The sequence below is a fragment of the Aeromonas sp. s12 genome (assembly GCF_040907925.1).
GTDB lineage: Bacteria > Pseudomonadota > Gammaproteobacteria > Enterobacterales > Aeromonadaceae > Aeromonas > Aeromonas veronii.
Map to the genome: position 1 here is coordinate 11974 of NZ_JBFOCT010000025.1, position 24389 is coordinate 36362.

The 24389-nt window shown below is 59.5% G+C and carries 22 protein-coding genes and 6 tRNA genes; 7 read left to right on the forward strand and 21 right to left on the reverse strand.

Annotated elements, in window-relative coordinates; all coding sequences use genetic code 11:
• Nucleotides 1–48: 48 nt before the first annotated feature.
• The 3 genes from AB5Y67_RS12605 (at nt 49) to pbpG (ending at nt 3012) form a co-directional block, all read left to right on the forward strand.
• Entirely contained in the window at nt 49–1341 is a 1293-nt protein-coding gene (locus AB5Y67_RS12605) for a hemolysin family protein (RefSeq protein WP_040069001.1), read from the forward strand.
• Nucleotides 1342–1359: 18 nt separating this feature from the next.
• On the forward strand, nt 1360–2025 hold the full coding sequence (locus AB5Y67_RS12610) for a DedA family protein (protein ID WP_005343012.1): 666 nt from the start codon (nt 1360–1362) through the stop codon (nt 2023–2025).
• 159 nt (nt 2026–2184) lie between these two features.
• Nucleotides 2185–3012, forward strand: coding sequence for a D-alanyl-D-alanine endopeptidase (gene pbpG / locus AB5Y67_RS12615; protein ID WP_005348750.1), 828 nt, complete (start codon nt 2185–2187; stop codon nt 3010–3012).
• 343 nt (nt 3013–3355) lie between these two features.
• On the opposite strand, the gene AB5Y67_RS12620 is transcribed toward pbpG, so the two are convergent.
• The 12 genes from AB5Y67_RS12620 to pncC all read right to left on the reverse strand — a co-directional run bounded on the left by AB5Y67_RS12620 (nt 3356) and on the right by pncC (nt 10886).
• Nucleotides 3356–3432 (reverse strand) — tRNA-Arg (locus AB5Y67_RS12620).
• Between the two features lie 28 nt (nt 3433–3460).
• A tRNA-Arg gene (locus tag AB5Y67_RS12625) sits at nt 3461–3537 on the reverse strand.
• A gap of 29 nt (nt 3538–3566) precedes the next feature.
• A tRNA-Arg gene (locus AB5Y67_RS12630) sits at nt 3567–3643 on the reverse strand.
• A 25-nt stretch (nt 3644–3668) separates the two neighbouring features.
• Nucleotides 3669–3745: transfer RNA gene (locus AB5Y67_RS12635), tRNA-Arg, on the reverse strand.
• Nucleotides 3746–3845: 100 nt separating this feature from the next.
• Nucleotides 3846–3922: transfer RNA gene (locus AB5Y67_RS12640), tRNA-Arg, on the reverse strand.
• Nucleotides 3923–3925: 3 nt separating this feature from the next.
• Nucleotides 3926–4018: transfer RNA gene (locus tag AB5Y67_RS12645), tRNA-Ser, on the reverse strand.
• A 213-nt stretch (nt 4019–4231) separates the two neighbouring features.
• On the reverse strand, nt 4232–4420 hold the full coding sequence (csrA, locus tag AB5Y67_RS12650) for a carbon storage regulator CsrA (protein WP_005336053.1): 189 nt from the start codon (nt 4418–4420) through the stop codon (nt 4232–4234).
• Nucleotides 4421–4523: 103 nt separating this feature from the next.
• Entirely contained in the window at nt 4524–5762 is a 1239-nt protein-coding gene (locus tag AB5Y67_RS12655) for an aspartate kinase (RefSeq protein ID WP_005336054.1), read from the reverse strand.
• A 16-nt stretch (nt 5763–5778) separates the two neighbouring features.
• On the reverse strand, nt 5779–8403 hold the full coding sequence (gene alaS, locus AB5Y67_RS12660; protein ID WP_199428120.1) for an alanine--tRNA ligase: 2625 nt from the start codon (nt 8401–8403) through the stop codon (nt 5779–5781).
• Between the two features lie 295 nt (nt 8404–8698).
• Complete coding sequence (locus AB5Y67_RS12665; RefSeq protein ID WP_150390186.1) at nt 8699–9208, reverse strand: regulatory protein RecX; 510 nt, start codon at nt 9206–9208, stop codon at nt 8699–8701.
• Between the two features lie 41 nt (nt 9209–9249).
• On the reverse strand, nt 9250–10314 hold the full coding sequence (gene recA, locus AB5Y67_RS12670; protein WP_005348744.1) for a recombinase RecA: 1065 nt from the start codon (nt 10312–10314) through the stop codon (nt 9250–9252).
• Nucleotides 10315–10394: 80 nt separating this feature from the next.
• A complete protein-coding gene (pncC, locus tag AB5Y67_RS12675) occupies nt 10395–10886 on the reverse strand; it encodes a nicotinamide-nucleotide amidase (protein ID WP_325794077.1) in 492 nt (163 codons plus the stop codon).
• A gap of 322 nt (nt 10887–11208) precedes the next feature.
• Here pncC and mutS point away from each other — a divergent pair, with 322 nt between their 5' ends.
• Nucleotides 11209–13728, forward strand: a complete 2520-nt coding sequence (gene mutS, locus AB5Y67_RS12680) for a DNA mismatch repair protein MutS (RefSeq protein WP_325794098.1) — start codon at nt 11209–11211, stop codon at nt 13726–13728.
• Nucleotides 13729–13804: 76 nt separating this feature from the next.
• Here the strand turns inward: mutS and AB5Y67_RS12685 are convergent, their stop codons facing one another.
• The 4 genes from AB5Y67_RS12685 to AB5Y67_RS12700 form a co-directional block, all read right to left on the reverse strand.
• A complete protein-coding gene (locus AB5Y67_RS12685; protein WP_201905187.1) occupies nt 13805–14668 on the reverse strand; it encodes a patatin family protein in 864 nt (287 codons plus the stop codon).
• A gap of 277 nt (nt 14669–14945) precedes the next feature.
• Nucleotides 14946–15845 (reverse strand): hypothetical protein, encoded by a 900-nt coding sequence (locus AB5Y67_RS12690; protein ID WP_139400430.1) that lies wholly within the window; start codon nt 15843–15845, stop codon nt 14946–14948.
• Between the two features lie 74 nt (nt 15846–15919).
• Nucleotides 15920–16609 (reverse strand): LrgB family protein, encoded by a 690-nt coding sequence (locus AB5Y67_RS12695; RefSeq protein WP_005341581.1) that lies wholly within the window; start codon nt 16607–16609, stop codon nt 15920–15922.
• Nucleotides 16602–17003, reverse strand: a complete 402-nt coding sequence (locus AB5Y67_RS12700; RefSeq protein ID WP_252656666.1) for a CidA/LrgA family protein — start codon at nt 17001–17003, stop codon at nt 16602–16604. The genes AB5Y67_RS12695 and AB5Y67_RS12700 overlap by 8 nt, the downstream gene beginning before the upstream one ends.
• Before the next feature lie 134 nt (nt 17004–17137).
• Here AB5Y67_RS12700 and AB5Y67_RS12705 point away from each other — a divergent pair, with 134 nt between their 5' ends.
• Nucleotides 17138–18022, forward strand: coding sequence for a LysR substrate-binding domain-containing protein (locus AB5Y67_RS12705; protein ID WP_325794078.1), 885 nt, complete (start codon nt 17138–17140; stop codon nt 18020–18022).
• On the opposite strand, the gene AB5Y67_RS12710 is transcribed toward AB5Y67_RS12705, so the two are convergent.
• Both AB5Y67_RS12710 and ybaK read right to left on the reverse strand, forming a co-directional pair.
• On the reverse strand, nt 18016–18888 hold the full coding sequence (locus tag AB5Y67_RS12710; protein ID WP_325794080.1) for a hypothetical protein: 873 nt from the start codon (nt 18886–18888) through the stop codon (nt 18016–18018). The two genes, AB5Y67_RS12705 and AB5Y67_RS12710, sit on opposite strands and share 7 nt — an antisense overlap.
• 183 nt (nt 18889–19071) lie before the next feature.
• Nucleotides 19072–19536 (reverse strand): Cys-tRNA(Pro) deacylase, encoded by a 465-nt coding sequence (ybaK, locus tag AB5Y67_RS12715; protein WP_005336092.1) that lies wholly within the window; start codon nt 19534–19536, stop codon nt 19072–19074.
• A 218-nt stretch (nt 19537–19754) separates the two neighbouring features.
• Here ybaK and AB5Y67_RS12720 point away from each other — a divergent pair, with 218 nt between their 5' ends.
• On the forward strand, nt 19755–20192 hold the full coding sequence (locus tag AB5Y67_RS12720) for a GNAT family N-acetyltransferase (RefSeq protein ID WP_199428125.1): 438 nt from the start codon (nt 19755–19757) through the stop codon (nt 20190–20192).
• Nucleotides 20185–21126, forward strand: coding sequence for a DUF2971 domain-containing protein (locus AB5Y67_RS12725; RefSeq protein WP_368207824.1), 942 nt, complete (start codon nt 20185–20187; stop codon nt 21124–21126). The genes AB5Y67_RS12720 and AB5Y67_RS12725 overlap by 8 nt, the downstream gene beginning before the upstream one ends.
• 131 nt (nt 21127–21257) lie before the next feature.
• Here AB5Y67_RS12725 and AB5Y67_RS12730 read toward each other — a convergent pair whose 3' ends face one another.
• From AB5Y67_RS12730 to AB5Y67_RS12740, 3 genes are all read right to left on the reverse strand, one after another.
• Entirely contained in the window at nt 21258–21797 is a 540-nt protein-coding gene (locus AB5Y67_RS12730) for a transposase (RefSeq protein ID WP_199428127.1), read from the reverse strand.
• Between the two features lie 576 nt (nt 21798–22373).
• Nucleotides 22374–23603, reverse strand: a complete 1230-nt coding sequence (gene thiH / locus AB5Y67_RS12735) for a 2-iminoacetate synthase ThiH (protein ID WP_199428139.1) — start codon at nt 23601–23603, stop codon at nt 22374–22376.
• Nucleotides 23604–23620: 17 nt separating this feature from the next.
• On the reverse strand, nt 23621–24388 hold the full coding sequence (locus AB5Y67_RS12740; RefSeq protein WP_042081355.1) for a thiazole synthase: 768 nt from the start codon (nt 24386–24388) through the stop codon (nt 23621–23623).
• Nucleotide 24389: the final 1 nt, after the last annotated feature.

Genomic DNA, 24389 nt, shown 5'->3' on the forward strand with positions numbered 1-24389 from the left:
TCATTACACTGCCAGCGATCTTATCCACTCAAGGAGTGCTGTTGCTGTATGGAAATATTGATCCTGCTGGGATTGATTTTGCTTAATGGCGTCTTCGCCATGTCAGAAATCGCCATCGTCACCGCACGCAAGGCTCGCCTCGGCAAGCTTGCCTCTGAAGGCAACCGCTCCGCCGCCATTGCCCTTAAACTGGGCGAAGACCCGACCCATTTTCTCTCTGCCGTCCAGATCGGCATTACCAGCATAGGTCTGCTCAACGGTATCTACGGCGAATCCCTGCTGGCCCAGCCCTTCTCCCTCTGGTTGCAGGAGTGGGGGCTCCCCGCCAAGAGCAGTGGCCTGATCGCCACCGTCATCGTGGTGGTGGTGGTTACTTATCTCTCCATCGTGGTGGGGGAGCTGGTGCCCAAACGGCTTGGCCAGCTCAATGCCGAGCGCATCGCCTGTCTGGTGGCCCGCCCCATGCACTGGCTCGCGACCCTGACCCGCCCCTTCGTCTGGCTGCTGTCGGCCTCCACCAATGCCAGCCTGCGGCTGCTGCGGGTCAACCAGAACGGCAGCGCCAACGTTACCGAGGAGGAGATCCACGCCATGCTGGTGGAGGGCTCTGAAGCCGGGGTGATCGAGGATCATGAACACACCATGCTGCGCAACGTCTTCCGTCTTGACGAGCGCAGCCTCTCCTCCCTGATGGTGCCGCGCAGCGATATCCGCTATCTGGATCTGGCGCTGCCGCTGGAGACCAACCTGCAGCGGCTGGTGGAGTATCGACACAGCTATTTTCCGGTCTGCGACGGCAACTTGTCAGAATTGGTGGGTATCATCAATGTCAGCAAGGTGCTGCACGCCTATATCAAGGGGGAGCCCATCGATCTGGCTGCCCTGACCCAGGAGGGCAGCCTGCTGCCCGAGACCCTCAACGGCGTCGAGCTGCTCAACCACTTCCGCACCCACAGCGAACAGATGGCGCTGGTGGTTGACGAATATGGCGAGTTGCAGGGACTGGTCACCCAGCAGGATCTGCTGGAGGCGCTGGCGGGGGATTTCCAGCAGGAGGATGGTGAAGACAACTGGGCCTTCCGGCGCGCCGATGGCAGCTGGCTGCTCGACGGCCTGATCCCGTTGCCGGAATTAAAGGACTGTCTGGAGCTGGTTCGTCTGCCAGAAGAAGAAAAACATCACTATCACACCCTCGGAGGGCTTATCATGCTGCTCCTTGGTCGTGTTCCACAAACCGGAGACCTGGTGACACTGGAACAGTGGCAACTGGAAATTGTTGACATGGATGGCCTGCGCATCGACAAGGTGCTCGCCATGCCCTTGACCGATCAACCCAGCTAACCTGCGGAGTTTGCAAGTATGGAGCAGTTTTACCAACTGGCTCACGCCTTTATGAATCACGATCTGAACACACTTTCCGATCCCAAGATGGCCTTCATGATCTGTGGTGTGATTCTGACGTTTCTGGTACTGGAAAACGGATTCATCCCTACCGCCTTTCTGCCCGGAGACAGCCTGCTGATCCTCACCGGCGTACTCATCTATCAGGATGTATTGTCTCTCGGGGTGATCCCGCTGTTGATCATGGCTACCTTTGTCGGCACCTGGCTCGGTTACATGCAGGGGCGCTTCCTTGGCCACACCCAGCTCTACCATCGGCTGATGTCCCATGTGGAAGAGCGACACCAGCAGAAGGTCTACCACCTGCTGGACAAGTACGGGATCATCACCCTGATCACCGCGCGCTATATCGCCTTCGTGCGCACCGCCTACCCCTATATAGTCGGTGCCACCGAGCTGCCCCAGGGGCGCTTCCTCATCGTCAATCTGATCAGCTCCATCATGTGGATCTGCCCGCTGGTCGGGTTTGGCTACTACCTGAGCCACACCAAGCTGGCTGCCGAATACCAGACCCAGTTCTTCAACATCATCATCTATCTGCCGGTGGCCCTGCTGGTGGGTGGCATGGTGGCGCTGGTCTGGCGCTGGATCAGCAAACGCAGGGCCGCGCAGCCGCGGGATTGACCCCTCGCCCAACGCCCGACCCGAAAGCCCTCGCCAGAGGGCTTTTTTGATCGCCAATTTTGCGCAAATAGCAGAAATAGTCCCGCTCGGCCCTTGTAAAGCCGGGGTAAAAATGAGTGAATCTAGCGCCTTTTTTTGGATGGGAATGGAGTCGGTTGTATGTGGTGTCGGATTCGCGCAGCAGCGCTGGTTGTCGGGTTGATGGGAATGCTGGGATTGCCTGCGGTCAGCGCGGCACCCAACCCTGCCAAACTGGAAGTACGCTCAAGCAGCGCCCTGGTCGTGGATGTAAAAACGGGCAAGACGCTCTACCAGAAGAATGCCACCAAGGTACGTCCTATCGCCTCCCTCACCAAGCTGATGACAGCGCTGGTGGTGCTGGATGCCAAACAGAATCTCAACCAGACCATTACGGTCGACAAGAACGATCTGGATCGGGTCAAACACACTCATTCCCGCATCCGCATGGGCACCAAGGTGACCCGCCGCGACGCCCTGCATCTGGCGCTGATGTCCTCCGAAAACCGGATGGCCTCGGCACTGGCGCGTCACTATCCGGGCGGTCGCAGCGCCTTCGTGCGAGCCATGAACAACAAGGCCAGACAGCTGGGTATGCGTAATACCCACTTCTACGACTCCACCGGCCTCTCCACCCGCAACGTTTCCACCGCCCAGGATCTCGGCAAGCTGGCCGCCGCCGCCTATCGCCAGCCGCTGATCCGTCAGTTCACTCAGGATGAGAACCGGGAGATGCGCTTCAGCGCCCCCGCCTACAGCCTGATGTTCAACAACACCAACCCGCTGGTGAAAAACCCGGATTGGGACGTGCGCCTCTCCAAGACCGGCTTCACTGACGAGGCAGGACGCTGTCTGGTGATGCGCGCCAAACCGGACAGCCGCGAGCTCGCCATCGTGCTGCTCAACTCGGTGGGCAAACGCACCCCGATCGGCGATGCCAACCGCATTCGCAAATGGCTGAAAAGCTGAGTAAATATTTCAACACAAAAGGATGCTGCGGCATCCTTTTTTATTGCCCGCAGAACGCCTCAGCAGGCCTTGCAGGATGTTGATGAGCGAACCCTTAGTGATGTCTGCGCAGCATCTGCCGTTGCAACAGCAGGCATACAGGGCGCCTATAGATGAGGCAAAGGGTGGTGAGGCGGGGCAACGATCAGAAGAACTGTGCGCAATCACAGAAAGGGGAAGAAATAAGGACAAGAACAGCCAGGTAAACGGGCGATCTACCCGCAACAGCGCACGGGGATCCGCACCAAAAAGCTAAATATCGCCCATAAAAAAACAGCCCCGACCGAAGTCGAGGCTGTCTATATGGTGCGCCCGAGAGGATTCGAACCTCTGACCACCTGGTTCGTAGCCAGGTACTCTATCCAGCTGAGCTACGGGCGCTCATAAACTTTTGGTACTGCTTGAAATATGGTGCGCCCGAGAGGATTCGAACCTCTGACCACCTGGTTCGTAGCCAGGTACTCTATCCAGCTGAGCTACGGGCGCTCACAAACTTTTGTGTACTGCTTGAAAAATGGTGCGCCCGAGAGGATTCGAACCTCTGACCACCTGGTTCGTAGCCAGGTACTCTATCCAGCTGAGCTACGGGCGCTCATAAATCGTTGTGTCGTTTTAAATGGTGCGCCCGAGAGGATTCGAACCTCTGACCACCTGGTTCGTAGCCAGGTACTCTATCCAGCTGAGCTACGGGCGCCCTGTTTTAAAACGATAAAAAAAGCTTACTTATCAGTAAGCCTTTTCCAAAGTGTCGACTTGCTGATGGTCAACACATGACTCTTGCTTGAGTCGTAATATGGTGCGCCCGAGAGGATTCGAACCTCTGACCACCTGGTTCGTAGCCAGGTACTCTATCCAGCTGAGCTACGGGCGCAAATGGCGGAGAAGGGGGGATTCGAACCCCCGATGCGGGTATAAGCCGCATACTCCCTTAGCAGGGGAGCGCCTTCAGCCTCTCGGCCACCTCTCCGTTTGCGGGGCTGATAATACTTCACAGGGATTTTTAGTCAAACACTTTTTTGGAGAAAAAAGTGCGTTCGCTCAGCATTTGGTCAAAGCGTGGAATATTCAAACAATATCGGCACTTATCCCGCAGTTTCGCGCCCTGCAGGGCGATTTCAGGGGGCCGGAAAAACAAAAGGCGACACATGAGGTGTCGCCTTGTCACAGCCATGAAAGTGGCTTAGAAGCCCGGTTGGCCCGGAACTTTCTCGGCCTGGATGCGCTGGTAGATCTCTTCGCGGTGTACGGAGACCTCTTTCGGCGCGTTAACACCGATACGGACCTGGTTGCCTTTAACGCCCAGTACGGTGACAGTCACTTCATCACCAATCATCAGGGTTTCCCCAACACGACGAGTCAAAATAAGCATTCGCTTGCTCCTGTATCCTGTTTTGTTTTTATATCGATATGCGACATTATCTAACAAAGATACCGATATGGTAAATGGTTGAAACTAAATCAATCAGAGATTGTTAGCCCAAGGGCTGCTCTTGCGGTGCCTGATCCAACCCGAAAGCCGCGTGCAGGGCTCGCACCGCCAGCTCCAGATACTTCTCGTCAATCACCACAGAGATTTTGATTTCAGAGGTCGAGATCAACTGCATGTTGATCCCCTCCTCGCCCAATACCTTGAACATGGTGCGCGCAACACCGGGATGGTTCCACATGCCGACACCGACAATGGAGACCTTGGCAATTTCGCCATTTCCCTGCACGCAGGAGGCGCCAAGTTCGGTGGCGGTCTCCTCCAGCAGTGCCCGGGCACGGCGATAGTCGTCACGATTCACCGTGAAGGTGAAGTCGGCGGTGCCATCTCCCAGGGTGTTCTGCACAATCATGTCGACATCAATGTTGGCGTCGCTGATCGGATTCAGGATCTGCGCGGCAACGGTTGGTCTGTCCGGCACGCCCAGAATGGTCAGGCTGGCCTCGTTGCGGTTAAAAGCGATCCCGGATACCAGGGGAGCTTCCATCCTATCACCTCCATATGTGATTAAGGTTCCCTCTCCATCGATAAAGCTCGACAGCACCCGCAGCGGGACGCGGTACTTGCCCGCAAACTCCACCGAGCGGATCTGCAGCACCTTGGCGCCGAGACTGGCCATCTCCAGCATCTCCTCGAAGGTGATGGTGTCGAGACGACGCGCCTTGGGCTCGATGCGCGGATCCGTGGTGTATACCCCATCCACATCAGTAAAGATCTGGCACTCATCGGCCTTGATGGCCGCCGCCACGGCAACCGCCGTGGTATCCGAACCGCCGCGGCCCAGCGTCGTGATGGCGTTATGCTCGTCACGGCCCTGGAAACCGGCGATCACCACCACCTTGCCCGCAGCCAGTTCGGCATGAACCAGCTCGGTGTCGATGTGGGTGATGCGCGCCTTGCCATAGGCGGAATCGGTGTGAATCCGTACCTGATCACCGGTCATTGAGACCGCCGGGCAACCGCGTTTGTTCAACGCGATCGCCAGCAGCGCTATGGTGACCTGCTCACCGGTGGAGACCAGTACATCCATCTCCCGCCGGTTGGCATCAGGATCCAGCTGCTGGGCCATGCCCAGCAGCCGGTTGGTTTCGCCCGACATGGCGGAGACAACCACCACCACGTCGTGTCCCTGGGCGCGGGTCTGCTCGACCCGCTCAGCTACCGCCTCGATCCGCTCCAGTGTGCCGACCGAGGTGCCGCCGTACTTCTGTACATAGAGTGCCACAGATCACCTCGCCCGATTACAGGCGCTCTTCCAGCCAGGAGTGAACGGATTGCAGTGCTGCCGGCACCGCCTCAGGCTGGGTACCACCCGCCTGTGCCATGTCCGGACGGCCACCGCCCTTGCCACCCACCTGCTGGGCAACCAGATTGACCAGCTCACCGGCCTTGACCTTGCCGGTCAGGTCGTTGGTGACGCCCGCGATCAGGTTGACCTTGCCGTCGGCACAGGTGGCCAGCAGCACAACACCGGACTTCATCTGGTTCTTCAGCTCGTCCAGCATGCCGCGCAGGGATTTCGGATCGGCCCCTTCCAGCGCTGCAACCAGCACCTTCTGACCGTTGATCTCGATCACCTGACCCAGCAGATCGTTACCCGCCTGAGCGGCCAGCTTGGCCTTGAGCTGCTCCAGCTCGCGCTCCATCATCTTGGCCTTGTCCAGCATCTGGCGAACCTTGTCGGCGATGCAGAACTGATCACCTTTCACCAGTGCGGCAGCCTCTTCGATCTGCTCGCCAACCTGATGCATGAAGTCGATGGCCGCTTTGCCGGTCACCGCTTCGATACGGCGCACGCCAGCTGCGATACCGCTCTCGGCGATGATCTTGAAGAAGCCGATATCACCGGTGCGCTTGGCGTGAGTACCGCCGCACAGTTCGGTGGAGTAGTCGCCCATGCGCACCACACGCACGTCGTCTTCATATTTCTCACCAAACAGCGCCATGGCACCGGCGGACTTGGCTGCTTCCAGATCCATCAACTGGGTGGTGATTTCGTGGTTAGCGCGGATCTGGTTGTTGACCAGCTCCTCGACCCGGCGAATGGTCGCCATGGTCAGCCCCTCGAAGTGGGAGAAGTCAAAGCGCATGCGCTCGGCCCCAACCAGAGAACCTTTCTGGGTAACATGCTCGCCCAGTGCCTGACGCAGGGCAGCGTGCAGCAGGTGAGTCACGGAGTGGTTCAGGGCGATGGCCTGACGACGATCGCCATCAACCACGGCTTCCACTTCGGCGCCCTTCTCCAGAGTGCCCAGCTCCATGTAGCCCTTGTGGATGATCGCCTTGCCCGCTTTCAGGGTGTCGGTCACGGCAAAGATGCCGTCGTCCACTTTCAGGGTACCGCTGTCGCCAATCTGGCCGCCGGACTCGGCGTAGAAGGGGGTCTCCTCCAGCACGATGACCGCTTCGTCACCGGCGATAAGACCGCTCACCTCTTCCACACCCTTGTAGATACCGACCACGCGAGTGCGCTCGGTGAGGGTCTTGTAACCGGTGAAGGGGGTCTCGAAGTCGAGCTTGAGCATTTCGTTGTAGTTCACACCGAAGCTGGAGGCCTCTTTGGCGCGAGCACGCTGCTTCTCCATCTCGGCCTTGAAGCCCTCTTCATCGATGCCGATCTCGCGCTCGCGCACCACGTCGGCAGTCAGGTCGGCCGGGAAGCCGTAAGTGTCATAGAGCTTGAACACCACCTCGCCCGGAATAACCTTGGCATCACCCAGGTTGGCCAGAGCGTCTTCCAGCAGCAGCAGACCGCGATCCAGGGTGCGGACAAACTGCTCCTCTTCGATGCGCAGCACGCGCTCGACCAGCGGCAGCTGGGCGATCAGCTCGGCAGCGACATCCTTCATCTGCTCTGCAAGCTCGGCAGCCAGTTTGTAGAAGAAGACATCGGTAGCGCCCAGCTTGCGACCGTGACGCACGGCGCGGCGGATGATGCGGCGCAGCACATAGCCACGGCCTTCGTTGGACGGCATCACGCCATCTGCCACCAGGAAGGCGCAGGAGCGGATGTGGTCAGCGATGACGCGCAGGGACTGGTTGCTCAGATCGGTGGTGCCGACAATCTCGGCCGCTTTCTTGATCAGCGCCTGGAAGATGTCGATTTCGTAGTTGGAGTGGACACCCTGCATGATGGCGGAGATACGCTCCAGCCCCATGCCGGTATCCACGGACGGACGCGGCAGCGGCTCCATGGTGCCGTCAGCCTGACGGTTGAACTGCATGAACACCACGTTCCAGATCTCGATGAAACGGTCGCCATCCTCTTCCGGTGAGCCGGGACGGCCGCCCCAGATGTGATCGCCGTGGTCATAGAAGATCTCGGTGCAGGGACCACACGGGCCGGTATCGCCCATCGCCCAGAAGTTGTCGGAAGCGTAAGGGGCACCCTTGTTGTCACCGATGCGCACGATGCGATCGGCCGGGACACCGACCTCTTTTTCCCAGATGTCGAAAGCTTCATCGTCAGTCGCGTAGACGGTCACCAGCAGGCGATCTTTCGGCAGCTGCAGCACCTCGGTCAGGAAACCCCATGCAAACTTGATGGCATCCTGTTTGAAGTAGTCACCGAAGCTGAAGTTGCCCAGCATTTCGAAGAAGGTGTGGTGACGAGCGGTATAGCCGACGTTTTCCAGATCGTTGTGCTTACCACCGGCACGCACGCAACGCTGGGAAGTCGTCGCGCGATTGTAGGCACGCTTGTCTGCGCCAAGGAACACGTCCTTGAACTGGTTCATACCCGCGTTGGTAAACAACAGGGTCGGGTCGTTATGCGGTACCAGCGAGCTGGAGGAGACAACCTGGTGCCCCTGGGAACGGAAATACTCGAGAAACGCAGCGCGAATCTCTGACGTGGACATATACATGGAAAATCCTGCTTGATTCGAATACGGACTTTTAACCGCATTAATGTAAGTTTTCTGCGGGGTAAAGTAAAACGGACAGGGCCGCCACGGGCGAAAAAGCGCACATAAACGGGCCAGAAAAGAGCGGCACCACCCACAGTGGCTTTTTTCACTGTCGAGAGGCAAAAACGCAGCGCATAAAGAGGGATGAGATGAACAAAAGGCCGCTTTTTCGGGATTATGCGCGCAAGCTACTGAACGGGCAGGAAAAACCTGCCACAAGGAGAGGTGAAACGATGTTTGCCACGCAGTGGCGTTACTCCTCCCGCTCCTGAAAGGCCGAGATGGCGTAACGGGCCTGATCCTGGGTAAAGCCGCGCCCCAGCAGATATTTGAGCCACTTCATTCGCAGCTTGAAATCCGCCAGATCGGCCACTCTGGCGCGCCGTTCGAGCAAGGCAAACGCCAGTTCGAACCAGTCCAGCTCCGGCTGATCGAAGGCGGCATCAATCTGCATATCGTCGAGCCCCTTGCGGCGCAGATCGAAGCGGATCTTGATGGGGCCATGGCCCTTGGCGGCTCCGGCACGTACAGCCATACCGCCGTAACGTTCGTCATTGACCCAGTTGTAACCGCGGCAGTAGTCGACCACCGCCTCGATCACCTCTTCATTGAAACCCTGCTGGCGCAGCCGGTTGGCCAGCTCCGACTCGGCACTCTCGCGGCGGGCCAGACTGCGCATGGCAAAGGCGCGGGCGGCGGTAAGCTGCTCTGCAAAGGTCGGTTCGGCAGGCTCGACCGGTTCGGTAACGGATTCATCAACCATAAATAACAAGGCCGGGTATCTACCCGGCCTTCCTTTGTTCCTTACTCGAACTCTTGTTCGCTTTCGGCATCGAACTCGTCTGCCTCAACCGGAGCAGCCTTGTCATCGACTGGCACGGCACCGGAGAGCAGCAGCTCGCGCAGGCGGGCTTCCACTTCGCCAGCCATCACCTTGTTCTCGGCGAACAACTTCATGACGTTGGCCTTGCCCTGACCGATCTTCTCACCGTTGTAGCTGTACCAGGCTCCGGCCTTGTCGATCAGCTTGTGCTTGACGCCGAGATCCACCAGCTCACCCTCTTTGGAGATACCGGCACCGTAGAAGATCTGGAATTCGGCCTGCTTGAAGGGCGGGGCCACCTTGTTCTTGACCACTTTGACGCGGGTCTCGTTACCGACCACTTCATCACCTTCCTTGATGGCGCCGATACGACGGATATCCAGACGCACGGAGGCGTAGAACTTGAGCGCGTTACCACCGGTGGTGGTCTCCGGGCTACCGAACATGACGCCGATCTTCATCCGGATCTGGTTGATGAAGATGCACAGGCAGTTGGCGTTCTTGATGTTGGCAGTCAGCTTGCGCAGCGCCTGGGACATCAGACGGGCCTGCAGACCAACGTGGGAGTCACCCATCTCCCCTTCGATTTCCGCTTTCGGCGTCAGGGCCGCCACGGAGTCGACGATGATGACGTCAACGGCGTTGGAGCGAACCAGCATGTCGCAGATCTCCAGCGCCTGTTCGCCAGTATCCGGCTGGGAGATAAGCAGGTCGTCGACGTTGACGCCCAGCTTGGCAGCGTAGATAGGGTCGAGGGCGTGTTCTGCATCGACGAAGGCACAGGTCTTGCCCTTCTTCTGGGCTTCGGCGATCACCTGCAGGGTGAGGGTAGTTTTACCGGAAGATTCCGGGCCGTAGATTTCGACGATACGGCCACACGGCAGACCGCCAATGCCAAGCGCTACGTCCAGCGAGAGGGAACCGGTAGAGATGGCTTCGATATCCATGGTCTTGCTGTCGCCCAGACGCATGATGGAACCTTTGCCGAACTGCTTTTCAATCTGACCCAGCGCAGCCGCCAGTGCCTTCTGTTTGTTCTGATCCATGCCAATCTCCGCTGGAAATCGTGAGTAAGAAGTGAAGTTGGGCTAAGTATACTGTCTATTCATACAGTATCAAGCCCAATTTATCTGAGCAGCGCCAACAGACCCGACAAGGCCTGTCTCACCGCCTGCTGGCGCACCTGTCGGCGATCCCCATCGAAGCGGGCCAGCAGGGAGTGGTGATGGCCATTGCGGTCGGCCCAGGCGAACCAGACGGTGCCGACCGGCTTGCCTTCGGTGGCGCCGCCGGGGCCGGCGATGCCACTGATAGCAACGCTGATGGAGGCAGACGAGTGCGCCAGCGCGCCGCGGGCCATCTCCAGCACCACGGCTTCGCTCACTGCACCGTGCTGTTCAAGGCTATCGCTGCTCACCCCCAACATCTGCTGCTTGGCCTCGTTGGTGTAGGTGACAAAACCGCGATCGAACCAGCCGGAGCTGCCCGCGATGTCGGTGATGGCGCTGGCCACCCCGCCGCCGGTACAGGATTCGGCGGTCGCCGCCAGCCAGCCCCGCTGGCCAAGGGCCCGTCCCAGCTCGATGGCAAGGTGCTCTATCTCTGCATCCAGTTTCATCACGACTCCTTCTGATCCGCTCAAGAGGCACATTATGCGATCCCGCTACCACCGCCCGCAACCACGGCAGACCGCCCTTGCCTGCCGCAATGTGAGGTGCCGCACCGGTGTCATGCCTTCAATAGTGCAGAACAACCGCGCCCGGAACACCCGCTCCCCCGCCGTGGCGCTTATGTGTAGAATGGCGTCATCAAGCTCAAGGCTCATCACCGCAGACACTGGCCCGCAGAGGCCCCTTCTGGAACAGAACATGACCGCACAACACCAAGCCAGCGGCGCCACAAGCTCCGCTCCCGGCGCAAATCTGAGCGCCCACACGCCCATGATGCAGCAATACCTTGGCCTCAAGGCCGAGAACCCGGAGATCCTGCTGTTCTACCGGATGGGCGACTTCTACGAGCTGTTCTATGACGATGCCCGCAAGGCCTCCCAGCTGCTCGATATCTCCCTGACCAAGCGCGGCCAGTCGGCCGGCAGCCCCATCCCGATGGCGGGTGTTCCCTATCACGCCATCGAGGGTTATCTGGCCAAGCTGGTACAGCTCGGCGAGTCGGCCGCCATCTGCGAACAGGTGGGGGATCCCGCCACCAGCAAGGGGCCAGTGGAGCGCAAGGTCATTCGCATCATCACCCCGGGTACCGTCTCCGACGAGGCGCTGCTCAGCGAGCGGCAGGACAACCTGATCGCCGCCGTCTACCACGATGGCCGCCGCTTCGGCTATGGCACCATGGACATCGGCTCCGGCCGCTTTTTTATCAACCAGTTCGAGAAGGAAGAGACCCTGCTGGCGGAGCTGCAGCGCACCAATCCGGCCGAACTGCTCTATCCCGAATCCTTCGAGTTCCTGCACCACATCGAGGGCCGCCGCGGCCTGCGTCGCCGCCCGGAGTGGGAATTTGAGCTGGGCACCGCCCGCAAGCTGCTCTGCCAACAGTTCGGCACCCAGGATCTGGTAGGCTTTGGCGTCGACAAGAGCGAGACCGCCCTGTGCGCCGCTGGCTGCCTGATGCAGTACGTCAAGGACACCCAGCGCACCGCCCTGCCTCACATCCGCAACGTGCGCCTCGAGCAGCCGGATCACGCGGTCATCATGGATGCCGCCACCCGCCGCAATCTGGAGCTGACCCAGAATCTGGCCGGTGGCTATGAAAATACCCTGGCCGAGGTGCTGGATCGCACCGCCACTCCCATGGGCAGCCGCCTGCTCAAGCGCTGGATCCACCAGCCGATCCGCGATCGGGTGATCCTGAAAGGTCGCCAGAGCACCATCAAGGAGCTCATTGAGCAGAACCTCTACGATGAACTGGGCAGCCTGCTGCGTCAGGTGGGGGATGTGGAGCGAGTGCTGGCCCGTCTCGCCCTGCGCTCGGCCCGTCCGCGCGACCTCACCCGCCTGCGTCAGGCCTTCGCCCAGTTGCCCGAGCTACAGCGCCTGCTGGCGGACAACGAGCACGAAGCGGTGCAACAGCTGGCCGAGCGGGCCAGCACCTTCCCCGAGCTGCTCGACCTGCTGGAGCGCGCGGTGATGGAGGTGCCGCCGGTGCTGATCCGCGATGGTGGCGTCATCCGTGACGGCTTCAATCAGGAGCTGGACGAGCTGCGGGATCTGGCCAACGGTGCCACCGCCAGCCTCGCCCGCATCGAAGAGCGGGAAAAACTGCTGACCGGCATCAACACCCTCAAGGTGGGTTACAACAAGGTGCACGGCTTCTATATAGAGGTGAGCCGCGCCAACAGCCATCTGGTGCCGGCCCACTACATCCGCCGCCAGACCCTCAAGAACAACGAACGCTACATCATCGATGAGCTGAAGAAATACGAGGACAAGGTACTCACCGCCCAGTCCCAGGCGCTGGCGCTGGAGAAACGGCTCTACGAAGAGCTGCTCGATGCCCTGCTGCCGCATCTGGGCGATCTGCAGGATTCCGCCGCCGCACTGGCGGAGCTGGACGTGCTGGCCAATCTGGCCGAGCGGGCCGAGACCCTCGACTACCGCTGCCCGACCCTCATCGATGAGGATCAGATCCTGATCGAAGCGGGCCGCCATCCTGTGGTTGAGCAGGTAATGACAGATCCCTTTATCGCCAACCCCATCCGGCTGGAGCGGGAGCGGCGGATGCTGATCATCACGGGTCCCAACATGGGCGGTAAATCGACCTACATGCGCCAGACCGCGCTGATCGTGCTACTGGCCCATATCGGCGCCTTCGTGCCGGCCGACAGCGCCCGCATCGGCCCCATCGACCGCATCTTCACCCGCATCGGGGCATCGGACGATCTCGCCTCCGGCCGCTCCACCTTTATGGTGGAGATGACCGAGACCGCCAACATCCTCAACAACGCCACCGCCCGCAGTCTGGTGCTGATGGACGAAATTGGCCGCGGCACCAGCACCTACGACGGCCTCTCGCTGGCGTGGGCCTGTGCCGAACAGCTGGCGAGCAAGATTGGCGCCTACACCCTGTTCGCTACCCACTACTTCGAGCTGACCCGCCTGCCCGAGCTGATGAGCGGGCTGGCCAACGTCCACCTGGATGCGGTGGAGCACGGCGACACCATCGCCTTTATGCACGCGGTACAGGAGGGGGCGGCCAGCCGCTCTTACGGTCTGCAAGTGGCAGCGTTGGCAGGGGTGCCGAAATCGGTGATCCAGCAGGCCCGTCACAAACTGTACGAGCTGGAGAGCGCCACCCCGGTGGCCGCCGGTGAAACCCGCCCTGCCCCGGTGGCCATAGCACCCCAGAGCCATCCGGTAGTCGATGAGCTGGAAGCGGTGCGCCCGGACGAGCTCACCCCGCGGCAGGCGCTGGATCTGCTCTATCGCCTCAAACAGATGCTGTAATCAGCGACTGCCGCACAAGCATGCAAAAGGGGAACCGCGAGGTTCCCCTTTCTATATTCAGCACCCGGCAAACCAGTCAGGCCACCGCCCGCACCTCTCCACGGGCCCGCAGCAGGCTCTGGCGCCCCTGCCAGTAACCCTGCAGATAGCCGGACTCCAGCTTGACCGGGTCCTGGGTAAAACGGGAGACCATGAAATCGGCCGGTGGCGCGATCACTTCGATCTCGCAATCGGCAGGGGGATTGGCGATGAAATCGAGTGCCCGGTTGTAGGCGCGATCCCGCTCCAGCATGGCTTGCGCCAGCGCAGGCTGGGTTTTCAGCAAGGCTTTGACCATCCAGCAGAAACGGGCCGGCTTCTTGCGATAGCCCCAGGGTTCCGAGAGCACCACCGTCATCCGCCGCGCCCCGCGCCGATAGGCCTCGATCACCGGAATGGAGTCGCTGATGCCGCCATCGGCCATGGGGCGACCATCGACGCAGGGGGTATCGTGCTGCACCACCGGCAGAGCGCAGGTGGCGGTCAGCACCTCATCCATGTTGTCGGGCCGCACCGGCAGATAGATGGCCTTGCCGCTCGCCACATCGGTCGCCACCGCGTAGAAGGGAATGTCGCGGGCGCAGAAAGTGTCGAGATCGAGCGGGAAGCGATGGCGACTGGCCTGCCATAGCCAGCCGATGTCCACCAGATCGCCCCCTTTGACGAAACGCAGGGGATCGAGAAACCGGGAGCTGCAAGCCAGCTCGGTGATGATGTGGTGGCTGCGGCGCGGCTGCTCGCTCAGATAAGAGACCAGATTGGTGGCACCGGCCGAGACGCCCATGACGAAATCGAACGGGTAGTGGTGACTTTCGACAAACGCATCGAGCACGCCGCTGGCAAAGATGCCGCGCATCGCGCCCCCTTCGACAATCAGGGCGCAAGAGTGGGGATTAAACATAACAAGGCTCCGTCAGCTGTAATACCTGCCGGGATCGATCCCGGCCCAGTGATGGACGCCTTCATGCAGAACATCAAGACGCCGCAGCAGGACGATTCAAGCCACTCGCGCAAACCAGAAGCAGTGCAAGGGCAAACCTGAACCATGAAGCGACCACCAGTATATGCAGCGCAACAACCTTCAAAAAATGAATTTAAATAATAAAAAACATGCCTTATTGGCATGATTTAGCACATCGGCAGAGACGTCCCTTTATCCGGTAACAGCACCATCAGGATCAAGGCAGCCCGGGCCCGAACGTCCCGTCGACGGGGTTGTAGTGGTACGCCCGATAATCAAAATCCACCTTATCAAGGCGTGGATTGGCCAACTCGAACAACAGGCGTCTGGGGAGCTGCGCCTGATCGAGGGAAGGTTTGAAGTGGCGCAGCCAGAGCTGTTGCAGCGAGCCATCCCGCCACGCCAGCTTGAGCCCTACCGAAAGGCGGCGGATGGCGGCCTGATTATCCTTGTGGGTGTAGAAGAGGTGGAGGAAGGGATAGTGCAGCGCCACTCGCCGATCCACGGTGAGGCCGGGCAGATCACTGTGCTGCTCCTGCTCGATAAAGAGCTCGTTGGCACCGCGGCAGAAGAGGTCGATGCGACCGCGAGCCACCAGCTTGAACAGCCGCTCGTAACCGTCGATCTCCTGCACCTTGAATCCCCCATGACGCAGGATCTCCGCATCCTGCCAGCCACGCCCCTGCCCGTGCAGAAATTGTTGCAGCTCGGTCAGGGTATTGACCCTTGCCACTGCGTCGGCCTGCTGCGGACTGACAAAACAGATGCGATAACCGAGGATGCCCAACTCCACCGGAAAACGGACGTAATCCAGCGCTCCGCTCTCTGCGGCCGGACGCAGACTGTCGGCCACAAACAGATTGGGGTATTGCTGAGTCTGCACAATCTGTCGCATCCGGATACGGTTCATCGGCGGCGCGGTCCGCAGCTCGTAGTCACCGAAGCTATCGCGGGTCTTCTCCAGCGCCAGCTGCAACAGATCGCGAAAATAGAGGGTACGCAAGTCCCGATCGCTCTCGGGGCTGATGTGAGTGATGACGTCGCTCGCCCGTAGGGGAGTGGCAAGGAGGGAAAGACTGCACAGCAGCAAGCAGGAAGCGAGGCGATGAAAGGTCATACTGCTCATCCCGGAAATACAGGCTCACTAGAGTGTAGCGCCGGGACGAGCCGCCTTCTAAAGGGAAGCCAGGCCTACCAGAACATCCGGCCCAGCAGGGGCGCCAGCAGCACGGTCACCATACCGGCGATCATCATCACCATGCTGGAGACCACTCCCTCCTCATTACCCATCTGATAGGCCCTGGCAGTGCCGGCGCCGTGGGCCGAGGCGCCAAAGCCCGCCCCCTTGCCGAGGCGACTGCGAATGGCCAGCACGGTGAGCACGCTCTCCCCCACCGCCATACCAATCACCCCGGTCAGCACCACAAACAGCGCAGTGAGATCGCTCTGACCGCCGATGGCGCGGGTCGCCTCCACCGCAAACGGCGTAGTGATGGATCGCATCGCCAGACTGCGTTGCAGCATGTCGGAGAGATCCAGCCAGCGGGCCAGCAGCACAGTACTCCCCACCGCCATGATGACCGATGCGACCACCCCCACCGACAGCGACAACCAGTGGCGACGTATGAGCTGGCGGTTCTCGTAGACCGGCACCGCGAAGGCGACGGTAGCGGGGCCCAGCAGCCAGAGCAGCCAGTGGGATTCCGCCATGTAATCCTGATAGGGGATGTGGAACAGCAGCACCACGGCCACCAGCAGGGTCGGCGCCAGCAGCAGGGGCATCAGCGGCAGAATGCGCTTTTTGCCATAGAGCCATTTGCTGGCGTAGTAGAAGAGCAGGGTGAGGGCGAAGCAGATCAGCCCGAGCAGGGTATCAGACATGACGGCGACTCCGACGGGCCAGTTTCAGTTCGAGGCGGTAAACCCGATCCACCACCAGCGCGGTAGTGCCGAGCACCAGCGTGGTGCTCACCAGCAGCACCACCATGATGCGCCACCCCTCTTGCAGCAGCAGCTCCTGATAGTTGACCACCGCCACCACGGCGGGCACGAAGAAGAGCAGCATCTCGGCCAGCAGCCAGCGAGCACCCGCGCTGAACCACTCGGCCTTAACCACTCCGAGCAGGATGCAGGCCAGCAGCAGCAACATGCCGGTGAGGTTGGCGGGCAGCGGCAGATGGAGAGTTCGAACCGCGATATCGGCCAGCAGCCAGATGGCTGCCAGCAACACAATCTGGAAGGGAGTCTGTAACCAGCGCAAGCAGAGGGCTTTCATGATCATCGTCTTTCTGTGAACCGGCTCACAGTATAGAGTTGAGCAAAACCTGCCAGAAATGAATTAAAATTATCAAATTCATGCCGCATAGGCATACTTCATCCCGCACCCGCCAACACGAGTCGAGAGAGTCCATGGATATTCGCGCCCTGCGCTATTTTGTCGAACTGGTGCGGGAAAAAAGCTTCACCCGCGCCTCTGAAAAGCTGTTCGTCACCCAGCCCACCATCAGCAAGATGATCCGCAATATCGAAGAGGAGCTGGGCCAACCCCTGCTCAACCGGGAAGGGCGCCGCTTCACCCTGACCGACAGCGGCCAGGTGCTATTCAACCGGGCCCAGACCATCTTGGCGGAGATGCAGCAGCTGGAGGCCGAACTGGCGGATCTGCAGAGCCTGCAACACGGTCGCCTCACCCTTGGCATTCCCCCCATGGTGGGTCACGTCTATGCGGATCTGATCCGCGCCTACCGAACCCGCTATCCCAAAGTGGAACTGACCTTGGTGGAGTACGGCGGTCGCCGCATTGAACAGGCGGTGCTGGAGGGGGAGCTGGATCTCGCTATCACCATGCTGCCGACCAAAGAGGGGGGCGCCCTCAGCGCGCTGGAGCTGGATCAATACCCGATCCGGGTAGTGCTGCCTGAGCAACCCCGCTGGCATGGCGAGGCGCCGCTGCGGCTGGAGTCTCTGCAGGAAGAGCCCTTCCTACTCTATACCCAGGCGTTTACCCTGAGTGAACGGCTGGAGCAGGCATGTCAGGAAGCGGGCTTTGTGCCGCAGGTGGCGGCGCGCAGCAGCCAGTGGGATTTTCTCACCGCCATGGTACGCAGCGGCATGGGGGTCGCCTTCTTGCCGGAGCCGGTCTGCAACCGGCTGACCCCGGATGGTCTGGTGCTGCGGCCGCTGGAGCCCGAATTGAGCTGGCGACTCGGGGTGATCTGGCCGAGCGAGCGCTATCTGTCGCGCACCGCCGAAGCCTGGCTGGCCCTCTGCCGCCAGCGGCAGGCACCTCAATAATCGCCGAAGCGATCGGTCTGCGGATTGTAGAAGTAGGGGCGGTAATCGAAGCTGATCCCGTCGAGGAAGGGGTTATCCAGTCGCAACAGCCGGCGTTGGGAGAGCTTGGCAAAGGCGATGGCCGGGCCAAAGCTCTTGCGCCACAGCGCCTGTAGCGAGCCATCCTGCCACGCCAGCTGCAACCCCCGCTCGACCCGCTTGAGCGCCTCGCGATTGTTGGGATTGGTGTAGAAAACCCGGGGCAGCGGGTAGTAGATCAACAGTGCGTCATCCACCAGCAGATCCGTCATCTCCTTGTGGGTAAGCTGCTCGCTCACCCCGCGGCAGAAGAGATCGAAGCGGCCCCGCGCCACCATCTTGAACAACTTCTCGTCCCCCTCAACCTCCACCACCTCCATCCCGGCGTAACGCAGGATATCCACATCCAGCCACCCCTTGCCCTGACCGAAGGTAAACTGGCGCAGCCCCTTGAGGTCGGTCACTTTGCTCACCGCCGCCTTTTGCTGCGGGCTGACAAAACAGATGCGGTAGCTGACGATCCCCAGATGGATGGGAAAACGGACATAGGCGAGCCCCAGATCCTCGCGGGTGCTGCTGTAGCTGTCCATTACAAAGAGGTTGGGATAGCTGTCGAGCTGCATGCTGAGTCGCTCACGCGCCTTGGTCATGGGCGGTGCAGGCTCCAGCAGATAGTCGCCAAACTGGTCGCGGGTCTTGTCGAGGGCGAGCCGCAGCAGCTCCCGATCATAAGTGGTACGCGGATCCCGCTCGCTCTCCGGGCTGATATGGGTAAACCGGGTGGCCGCCTGTCCGGTCAGCGACAACATGCAGAGCAGAGCGGCAGCAAGCAGATGCAGGGGTGACATAAACCGCGCCTTGGCTGAAGGGGTACTTTCAGTGTAGCCCTGAGCGTGGGTGCCCCACCGTGGCGCGGCCTGTGCGAGGATAAGCAACACGACAAACAAGAGGATGCGGGCAGATATCCTCACGGGTCACATCGCCTCCGGACCAACACAGGCCCGGAGAGCAGGTTCACACCGTGCCCGGCACTACTCTTCGCCGATGGGAGCAGCGATCCACTTCATCAACGTCAGCATATCCTGCGGCGCCACCCCTACCGAGAGACCGCGCTTGCCGCCGCTCACCAGGATCTCGTCAAACTGCAGCGCCGACTCGTCGAGCACGGTGGGCAGCAGTTTCTTCTGGGCCAGCGGGCTGATGCCACCCACCTTGTAACCGGTCAGCTTCTCCGCTTCCGCCGGTTTCATCATCTCCACCTTCTTGAGGCCAGTCGCCTTGGCCAGCTGCTTCAGACTGCACATGCCGGATGAGGGAACGATGGCCACCACCGCCTGCTTGTCGTGATGGGCGACCAGGGTCTTGAACACCTGCGCCTCCGGCAGCCCGAGCTGGGTCGCGGCATGCTTGCCGAAATCGTCGTGGGCTTCGCACTCGTAGGGGTAGAGCTTGTGGGGGATCTTGAGCTTCTTCAGCAGGTTGATGGCAGGAGTCATGATGGTTGCCTTGAATCGAATCGCATAAAAACAAGGCCAAACAGTCTGCGCCTCACTCTGGGGTGATGCAAGGGGGGTGGAAGTTGCAAGGGCCATTGACTGACCGCCATGCCATGCACGCTTGGTGGCGAGCGACCAGAAGACTTGACCAAACAGAGTCCAAACGGGTATTGCTTTAACTCTTTGACGCCGCCACAACCCATACCGCAGGAGCCCATATGCAACTCACCCCACCCCAACCGCCTCAGGACGATGATGTTGAAGCGCTGCGCATTGGCCTGACGGGCTACAACGTCAGCCAGGCAGGCCCTCAACTGTACGAACTTCGGCGCGAGCGGATCGCCAGCTTTATCAAGGATAAAGAGGGCAAGGTACACGGCGGCATCATCGCCGACATCAAGTGGGGCTGGCTGCACGTCGACTGGCTCTGGATCGACGAAAGCATTCGCCGTGATGGCTGGGGCGGCCGCCTGCTCGGCGCCATGGAGCAGTACGCCCAAAGCAAGGGCATCACCAACTACCACTTGGAAACCACCAGTTTTCAGGCCCTCCCCTTCTACCAGAAGCAGGGTTACGAGGTCTTTGGCCAGCTGCCCGATATGCCGCCGGGGCATGTGAGTTATTTTTTGAAGAAGCAAGGCATTTGTAATGAATAAAATTTACAAATACATGAAATTCAGACCTGATTTTTTTAAAAAACCTAGCCTTAGGTTAAGTCAACGCTGTGCATTGAATGACCCTTTTGAGCTCAGCCCGGACCAAGATACACTAGATAAAATATTAGAAGATGCTCATCGAGAGGATTTCTTCCTGCAAATTTCTGAATATGCAAGTGATGAAGGATTTGATGATACAGGGATCATCTCTTTCACGGAAAGTTATAATAACTTATTGATGTGGTCTCACTACGCTGACGAGCATAAGGGTATTGTTATTGAGTTTGACTACCATGCTTTGAAGACTCACTTCAATAAAATACTATCCGTGAGCAACTCTATTGAACGTGTATTATATAATAGAGAAAGACATGAGGTACTACCATGTACCACTTCACCCAAAAGAAACTTATTAACTAAGAGTGATGATTGGATTTATGAAAAAGAACATCGAGTAATAACTAAAGTATCGAATGCAGATTACTTTGTCATTAATAAAGAAGCCTATGAATATATTCTTGATTTCTATAATGAAAGCTACCTTGAACTGCTTAATGTCGAGAAATACAAAGGGATGATAAAGATCTCCATCAATCATCAAGCATGCCACTTAATGGATCAGCAAGAAAAAGATGGCAGCTCCACTGACGATATGGAAGAGATGCGATTTTCTCCAAGCAATACTATATTAAACGAACTACTTTCTTTTATCGCAGCAACACCAACCTCCATTTTTCTTTTTGATATACCAATAGAATGTATCACTGGAATATTTTTAGGCTGTAGATTAACGGAATCAGACAAGTCAACGCTACGTGAAGTAGCTTGCGAAAATACATTATTTAATAGAATACCTTGTTATCAAGCTAGTTTAAGCAAGCATCAATTCGCCTTGATTTTTGAAGAAACCTACCACTCATGCTCAACAACGTAGACGTAGTAGGCGTAGGGTGCAATGAACGAAGTGAATTGCACCTCTACCTTCATAACGATCATAACGATCATAACGAAAGTGGTGCAATGTGCTCCGCTTAATTAACCCTACGTTAACCACGTTAATGCCGTTTATTTTTTGTCGTGTGGCACTTCATATTCTGACGTGGCGGTATCTCCCCAAGATAGTGGATACCGGCCCTGTTGTACCCAACGATGGAAAGTGGAATATGGCCAATCTTTCGGGGCTGTTACCAATCCATGTTTGACGGGATTGATATGGATGTAATCAAGATGGTGATTGAAATCTTCCTGATTACGGATCAGATGATCCCAATAACGTCGCTGCCAAATACCCCGCTCGCCACGCTGCCAACGAGATTCTGAGCGAGTCTCCGAATTGGGGATTGCTCGTGAAAACTTGCTTTTGATTTGGCGCCAGCGCAACGGAAAATTGGTATCCCCTTCCGGCAACTCCAGCAAGGCATGCAGATGTTCGGGCAAGACAACCCAGCCATGGATCCGGAATGGATGACGCTCTTGCACCTCTCTGACAACCGACCTCAGCAGATCGATCCGCTCGACCAGTAAATGGTTGTTCTGACGCTCAGCCAGCACGACCGTAAAAAACCAGGTTCCCCCCGGTTGCCATGCCCGTTTGTAATTTGCCATGCCTTGCCCAACCCACAATCAAACATGTTGTTAAATGTGGTTCAAACGAAGCAAAACGTAGGGTGTAATGAACGAAGTGAATTGCACCTCTCGTCACAATCGCGGTGCAATGCGCTTCGCTTATTGCACCCTACGACCACTCCCTGAGGTTATGGCGGGCACGGTTTTGGTTCCCCCTCTTATTCGCTGAGGCGAGTCCGCTTGTCCAGGCCGCGAGACAGGATGTCGAGCGAGCGGCGCCGGGCCATGGATGGCCCGTCGGCGCGTGCCGTCGGACAAGCGGGTGAGCCGAAGGAACCCGACGAAGTCGGGCGAATAAGCGGGGGAGAAGACCTTTGGTGACTTTGGGTCTTTCCAAAGTCACTCGCCCCGGCCCGAAGGGCGGGCGAAACCCCGTCGAGGCCAGCGGCCTCGCGTCCTGCACGGCGAAGCCGTGCCATCGACAATCTCCTCGGACGATTACGCCTGACGGCTAATCGACCCTACGATTGCACGGCGCAGCCGTGCCTGCTTGCCACAGGCACGGAGTCTGGCTGTACGCCGGGATGCCACCGGCAAAGGGGGGCGTGGCCGCCCCTATCGGCCCAAGAAGGGTTCCCAGTCCTTGAACACCGGCTGCAACCCTGCCTGCCGCACGGCGGCGGCCACTTCCCCCACCGGGCGGTCGTCGTGGATGGCGAACTGCTCCAGCTCCTCTTTATCCCCCTCGGCATAGCCCCCCGGCTGGGTGCGCGACTCGGCCGACATCTGGGTGATGCCAAGGCGCACCGCGCCGTTGCGAAAGGTGGCAGACTCGCGGGTCGAGAGCGACAAATCCAGCGTGGGCGAGAAAAGACGCCAGGCGCAGATCAGCTGGGCCAGCTGGCGATCCGACATGACCACGGCAGGCTCCAGCCCACCGGTGCAGGGGCGCAGGCGCGGGAAGGAGAGCGAATAGCGGCTCTGCCAGTGGTGGCGCTCAAGCCAGCTCAGATGCTCGGCGACAAAGTAGCTGTCGGCGCGCCAGTCCGAGGAGAGACCGATGAGCGCCCCCAACCCGATTTTGTCGATACCGGCGCGGCCGAGCCGATCCGGGGTGGCGAGGCGCCATGCGATGTCCCGCTTGTTGCCGCGCAGGTGGTGGCGGGCATAGGTGGGGGCGTGGTAGGTCTCCTGATAGACCATGACGGCGTCGAGGCCGAGGCTTTTCAGCTCGGCATATTCGGCCTGCGAGAGGGGCTGCACCTCCATCCCCACCGTGCTGAAGTGGCGGCGTATGATGGGCATCACCTCTCGAAAATAGGCGAGCCCCACCTTGTGCTCGTGCTCGCCGGTCACCAGCAGCACGCTATCAAAGCCGCGCGCCTTGATGGCCAGACACTCGCGCTCAATCTCCTCGCTATTCAAGGTCTTGCGCTTGAGGCGGTTGCTCATGGAGAAGCCGCAGTAGGTGCAGTCGTTGGCGCAAAGATTCGACAGATAGAGCGGCACATAGAAGCCGATGGTGTTGCCAAAACGCTGGCGGGTCAGCCGCTCGGCCTCGGCTGCCATCTGCGGCAGATACGCCTCGGCGGCTGGCGAGATCAGCGCCATAAAATCGCTCAGGGTGCGGCGTGGTGCGCTCAGGGCTCGCGCTACATCGGCGGCTGTCTTGGCGCGGATCTGCATGCCGATATCGTCCCAATCCAGCTCCTGCCATCGGTCGAGAAAGGTAGACTCCTTAGCCCTCACCCCCAGCGCCCTCACCCCCAGCCCCTCTCCCAGAAGGAGAGGGGGGCTATCACTCGGACGCACTTGGGGTTGTGCAAAGGGCTCGAAGTCACTCATCGCACCAGCATCATGACTCATAACGCCCCCAGAAAATCGGTGAGAGGGCTGGAGGCTTGCGCCTGCAGGGCGCGGGCGCCAAGGCCTGCCTCATAGGCGCTGCGACCGGCGGTGCAGGCCAGCGCAAAGGCGCGGCCCATGGCGACCGGGTCGCCGCTCACCGCGATGGCGGTGTTGACCAGCACGGCATCGGCGCCCAGCTCAAAGGCGGCGGCGGCGTGGCTCGGTGCGCCGATGCCCGCGTCCACCACCACAGGCACATTGGCCTGCTCGACGATGATGGAGAGAAACTCCCGGGTCACCAACCCCTGATTGGAACCGATGGGCGCACCGAGCGGCATCACGGCGGCACAGCCCACCTCTTCGAGCCGTTTGCAGAGCACGGGGTCGGCGCCGCAGTAGGGCAGCACCACAAAGCCCTCTTTCACCAGCTGCTCGGCGGCTTTCAGCGTCTCGATGGGATCGGGCAAGAGGTAACGGGGATCGGGGTGGATCTCCAGCTTGAGCCAGTTCGTCCCCAGCGCCTCGCGGGCGAGGTGGGCGGCAAACACCGCCTCGGCGGCGGTCTTGGCGCCGGAGGTGTTGGGCAGCAGCTTGACCCCGAGTTGCAACAAGGGGCTGAGGATATCGTCGTGGGCCTTGCCCGGTTCAAGCCGCTTGATGGCCATGGTGACCAGTTGGGAGCCACTCGCCTCGATGGCGGCGGCCATCAGTTCCGGGCGGGCAAACTTGCCGGTGCCGGTAAAGAGGCGCGATGAGAAGGTGTGATCGGCAATCTTGAGCATG

What these genes read in the sequence shown, in the direction of transcription:
- ybaK (WP_005336092.1), bottom strand. Translation starts at nt 19,536, where the DNA reads ATGACTCCTGCCATCAACCTGCTGAAGAAGCTCAAGATCCCCCACAAG.
- pbpG (WP_005348750.1), top strand. Translation starts at nt 2,185, where the DNA reads ATGTGGTGTCGGATTCGCGCAGCAGCGCTGGTTGTCGGGTTGATGGGA.
- recA (WP_005348744.1), bottom strand. Translation starts at nt 10,314, where the DNA reads ATGGATCAGAACAAACAGAAGGCACTGGCGGCTGCGCTGGGTCAGATT.
- pncC (WP_325794077.1), bottom strand. Translation starts at nt 10,886, where the DNA reads ATGAAACTGGATGCAGAGATAGAGCACCTTGCCATCGAGCTGGGACGG.
- AB5Y67_RS12740 (WP_042081355.1), bottom strand. Translation starts at nt 24,388, where the DNA reads ATGCTCAAGATTGCCGATCACACCTTCTCATCGCGCCTCTTTACCGGC.
- AB5Y67_RS12710 (WP_325794080.1), bottom strand. Translation starts at nt 18,888, where the DNA reads ATGTCACCCCTGCATCTGCTTGCTGCCGCTCTGCTCTGCATGTTGTCG.
- AB5Y67_RS12725 (WP_368207824.1), top strand. Translation starts at nt 20,185, where the DNA reads ATGAATAAAATTTACAAATACATGAAATTCAGACCTGATTTTTTTAAA.
- AB5Y67_RS12705 (WP_325794078.1), top strand. Translation starts at nt 17,138, where the DNA reads ATGGATATTCGCGCCCTGCGCTATTTTGTCGAACTGGTGCGGGAAAAA.
- AB5Y67_RS12690 (WP_139400430.1), bottom strand. Translation starts at nt 15,845, where the DNA reads ATGACCTTTCATCGCCTCGCTTCCTGCTTGCTGCTGTGCAGTCTTTCC.
- AB5Y67_RS12610 (WP_005343012.1), top strand. Translation starts at nt 1,360, where the DNA reads ATGGAGCAGTTTTACCAACTGGCTCACGCCTTTATGAATCACGATCTG.
- AB5Y67_RS12700 (WP_252656666.1), bottom strand. Translation starts at nt 17,003, where the DNA reads ATGAAAGCCCTCTGCTTGCGCTGGTTACAGACTCCCTTCCAGATTGTG.
- alaS (WP_199428120.1), bottom strand. Translation starts at nt 8,403, where the DNA reads ATGTATATGTCCACGTCAGAGATTCGCGCTGCGTTTCTCGAGTATTTC.
- AB5Y67_RS12665 (WP_150390186.1), bottom strand. Translation starts at nt 9,208, where the DNA reads ATGGTTGATGAATCCGTTACCGAACCGGTCGAGCCTGCCGAACCGACC.
- AB5Y67_RS12685 (WP_201905187.1), bottom strand. Translation starts at nt 14,668, where the DNA reads ATGTTTAATCCCCACTCTTGCGCCCTGATTGTCGAAGGGGGCGCGATG.
- AB5Y67_RS12605 (WP_040069001.1), top strand. Translation starts at nt 49, where the DNA reads ATGGAAATATTGATCCTGCTGGGATTGATTTTGCTTAATGGCGTCTTC.
- AB5Y67_RS12720 (WP_199428125.1), top strand. Translation starts at nt 19,755, where the DNA reads ATGCAACTCACCCCACCCCAACCGCCTCAGGACGATGATGTTGAAGCG.
- AB5Y67_RS12695 (WP_005341581.1), bottom strand. Translation starts at nt 16,609, where the DNA reads ATGTCTGATACCCTGCTCGGGCTGATCTGCTTCGCCCTCACCCTGCTC.
- AB5Y67_RS12730 (WP_199428127.1), bottom strand. Translation starts at nt 21,797, where the DNA reads ATGGCAAATTACAAACGGGCATGGCAACCGGGGGGAACCTGGTTTTTT.
- thiH (WP_199428139.1), bottom strand. Translation starts at nt 23,603, where the DNA reads ATGAGTGACTTCGAGCCCTTTGCACAACCCCAAGTGCGTCCGAGTGAT.
- csrA (WP_005336053.1), bottom strand. Translation starts at nt 4,420, where the DNA reads ATGCTTATTTTGACTCGTCGTGTTGGGGAAACCCTGATGATTGGTGAT.
- mutS (WP_325794098.1), top strand. Translation starts at nt 11,209, where the DNA reads ATGATGCAGCAATACCTTGGCCTCAAGGCCGAGAACCCGGAGATCCTG.